General features: G+C 72.4%; 2 protein-coding genes. Both read left to right on the top strand.

Annotation, left to right across the window (positions count from 1 at the left end):
* The first annotated feature begins 70 nt into the window (after positions 1-70).
* Positions 71-649 (top strand): aminoacyl-tRNA hydrolase, encoded by a 579-nt coding sequence (pth, locus tag ACFU7Z_RS39550; RefSeq protein WP_074001289.1) that lies wholly within the window; start codon positions 71-73, stop codon positions 647-649.
* Positions 650-794: 145 nt separating this feature from the next.
* Positions 795-1,118 (top strand): hypothetical protein, encoded by a 324-nt coding sequence (locus ACFU7Z_RS39545; RefSeq protein WP_143204483.1) that lies wholly within the window; start codon positions 795-797, stop codon positions 1,116-1,118.
* Positions 1,119-1,149: the final 31 nt, after the last annotated feature.

Here is a 1,149-nt window from a genome sequence, read left to right as displayed (position 1 = left end):
CCGTCGGAGCGCCCGGGGCAGCGGCGTGTCCGGGATGATGACGACGAGCGCGAAGGAGAGGAAGGACGGCATGGCGGACGAGTACGAGGGCCCGTGGCTGGTGGTCGGGCTGGGCAACCCCGGGGAGCAGTACGCCCGGAACCGGCACAACATCGGCTTCATGGTGGTGGACCTGCTGGCGCAGCGGATGGGTGCCAGGTTCAAGGCGCACAAGAGCCGGGCGCAGGTGGCCGAGGGACGGCTGGCGGGCAGGCGGGTGGTGCTGGCCAAGCCGATGTCCTTCATGAACCTCTCCGGCGGGCCGGTGACGGCGCTGCGCGACTTCTACAAGGCGCCGGCCTCGGCGCTGGTCGCCGTCCACGACGAGCTGGACATCGACTACGCGACGCTGCGGCTGAAGCTGGGCGGCGGGGACAACGGCCACAACGGGCTGAAGTCGATCACCAAGTCGCTGGGCCCGGACTACCACCGGGTGCGCTGCGGGATCGGCCGTCCGCCGGGCCGGATGGAGGTCGCGGACTTCGTGCTGAAGGACTTCTCCGCGACCGAGCGCAAGGAGCTGGAGTGGTTCGTGGACCGCTCGGCGGACGCGGTGGAGGCGCTGCTGTCCGAGGGGCTGGAGCGGGCCCAGGGGACGTACAACTCCTGAGCCTCCTGACCGTCCGTCAGGACCCTGTGCGGGGTACGCAACGGTCGTACAACGCTTGGCCCGTCAAACCTGAATCGGTGTGAGAAACCTGTGCGGGATCGGATAGCGTCGGCCTGGTACGCGAACGAGTCCTGGGGAGTTCTCGATGCGGGAATTGCGTCCGGACCGCCGAGTGCGGTGGAGCCGGGGGGTCGAGCTGAGGCGGCTCGGCCGGCGGGTCGGTACGGCCGGTGCGCTGGGGGTGGCCGGCGTCCTGCTGTCGGGCGGTGCGGTGGCGCACGCGGAGCCGGTCGCCGAGTCGGACCCGGCGGTCTCCCCGGAGCCGGCGGCGGCGCAGTTCGGCCCGGTGCTCGGCGACTCGATGGGCCCCGACGCGGGGCTGCTGGCGGTCGGCGGCGGCCTGGTGGTCGCGGCCGGCGGCGCGGCGCTGTGGCTGAAGCGCAAGCGCGCGGGCGAGACCGCGGAGTAGGAACCTCACGGCCGAGGGCCGGTGTCCCCGC

The sequence above is a fragment of the Kitasatospora sp. NPDC057518 genome (genome assembly GCF_042802075.1).
Taxonomy (GTDB): domain Bacteria; phylum Actinomycetota; class Actinomycetes; order Streptomycetales; family Streptomycetaceae; genus Kitasatospora.
The sequence above is the reverse complement of the archived record's forward strand: the minus strand, read 5'-3'. Positions and strand labels throughout refer to the sequence as shown.

Bases quoted from the DNA above. Each gene is read 5' to 3' on its own strand.
- ACFU7Z_RS39545 (WP_143204483.1), top strand. From the start codon at position 795: ATGCGGGAATTGCGTCCGGACCGCCGAGTGCGGTGGAGCCGGGGGGTC.
- pth (WP_074001289.1), top strand. From the start codon at position 71: ATGGCGGACGAGTACGAGGGCCCGTGGCTGGTGGTCGGGCTGGGCAAC.